We start from the raw sequence: 1,784 nt of genomic DNA, 5'->3' as shown, positions 1-1,784 counted from the left end.
GTTCACTCCTTCGCCTGGCGTTTCCACTGCGCAATCATGTTGGGATGGACGTCGTGCCGGGCTGCGAACTCTGCGAGCGTCTTGTCGCCCACCAGTGCCTCGAGGGCCACACGGGCCTTGAATTCTGCCGAGAATCTTCTGCGCTTTGCCCTCGATCCGCTCCTCTCATCATTGAGGCCGGATCCACCTTATCAAGCTGTCCGAAATCCCGGGACCATCTTCTCGAACCCGCGTCCGGCTCGTCCCGGCTCCGAGATCCGATCCTCCTGTACGTGAAATATGAGGATTTCCGGACCAGGACATCAATCGGATGGAAACGGATGGATCTAACGCCGGGCCTGTGCGATACTCCAAACGGATGGAATCGGAGGCTCGAATGGATGGCGGCATCCGTACAGAAACACTGACGATCACCCCGGCGATCCTCAAGCTGATCGCGGAAATCGACCAGTTCAAGGGCGCTTGGATCGCGCTTGGGCGGATCGCTCCCGAGCGGTTGACCGCGCTACGCCGCGTCGCGACCATCGAGAGTATCGGCTCTTCGACACGGATCGAGGGGGCCAAGCTGTCCGACCGGGAAGTCGAGACGCTCTTGAGAGGGCTCGATATCAAGGAGTTCGCCTCACGTGACGAGGAGGAAGTCGCGGGATACGCAGGGACCATGGAAACGGTCTTCGCGGACTTCCGGCAGATCGCACCGACCGAGAACCACATCAAGCAACTGCACCGCGACCTGTTGCGATACTCCTCGAAAGACGAGCGCCATCGTGGGGAATACAAGACACAACCGAATCATGTCGAGGCCTTCGGGCCTGACGGCGAGAGCATCGCGATCGTCTTTGAGACGGCAAGCCCATTCGATACGCCGCGCCTCATGGCAGAGCTTGTCGAATGGACGCAGGCCAATCTGGAGGGGGACGAGCTCCACGTGCTGATCGTCATCGCGATCTTCATCGTCGTCTTTCTGGCGATCCACCCATTTCAGGATGGGAATGGACGGCTTTCGCGGATCCTGACGACGTTGCTCCTGCTGCGAGCAGGCTATGGGTACGTGCCGTATTGTTCCCTGGAAAGTGTCGTCGAACAAAGCAAGGATTCCTACTACCTGAGTCTGCGAAGAACCCAGAGCACGTTGCGCACGGAAGAAACCGACTGGCAGCCGTGGCTTGAGTTTTTCCTGCGCGCGCTGCAGCAGCAGAAGCTACGGCTCGAGAAAAAGATCGAGCGCGAGCGGCTGATCCTCGGCGATCTCCCGGAACTCTCGGCACGGATCCTGGAACTGTGCCGCGAACGCGGCCGGGTGACGGTTGCGGAAGCGGCGACAGTCACCGGGGCAAATCGCAGCACGATCAAGGACCATCTGAAGGCGCTAACGCGGGCAGGGCACCTCGAGAGACACGGCGCGGGCCGCGGCACCTGGTACGGGCTGGCGTGAGCCTCGTCGAAACGTGGGCAAACGACTCCGCGTTTCGTGCCCGAGTCGAATGGTGGACGCGACGGAAATCGATCCCGCATCCAACCGTCAACGCCCCTTGGTGCCGGAGACAGGACTCGAACCTGTACTCCCTTGCGGGAAGGGGATTTCAAGCCGAATCGGTAGGGGCGGCGAATCAACGTTTATTTGATTCGTCGCCCTGTTTCATTTACGAGATGGGATGAGAAGGTCGACCTCCGTTACGGGGTATCCACGTAGGATCCCCAAGAACAAATTCGCGGGCTCGAGGCCCAACACGGAGGTCGACCATGGACAAGGTTATCAAAGACGGAACGGAGATGACGATTGG

At 59.8% G+C, this 1,784-nt stretch carries 2 protein-coding genes; one reads left to right on the top strand and one right to left on the bottom strand.

Annotated features, from left to right (window positions below):
* Positions 1-2: 2 nt before the first annotated feature.
* Positions 3-110 (bottom strand): transposase, encoded by a 108-nt coding sequence (locus GY725_20490; GenBank protein ID MCP4006564.1) that lies wholly within the window; start codon positions 108-110, stop codon positions 3-5.
* Between the two features lie 248 nt (positions 111-358).
* Here GY725_20490 and GY725_20485 point away from each other — a divergent pair, with 248 nt between their 5' ends.
* The gene (locus tag GY725_20485; GenBank protein ID MCP4006563.1) at positions 359-1,435 is read left to right on the top strand and encodes a Fic family protein; all 1,077 of its coding nucleotides are present in this window, start codon (positions 359-361) and stop codon (positions 1,433-1,435) included.
* Positions 1,436-1,784 lie beyond the last annotated feature (349 nt).

The organism is bacterium (assembly GCA_024226335.1).
Classification (GTDB): Bacteria; Myxococcota_A; UBA9160; order SZUA-336; family SZUA-336; genus JAAELY01.
Note: the sequence above shows the minus strand (reverse complement) of the source record. Positions and strands in the feature narration are given on the sequence as shown.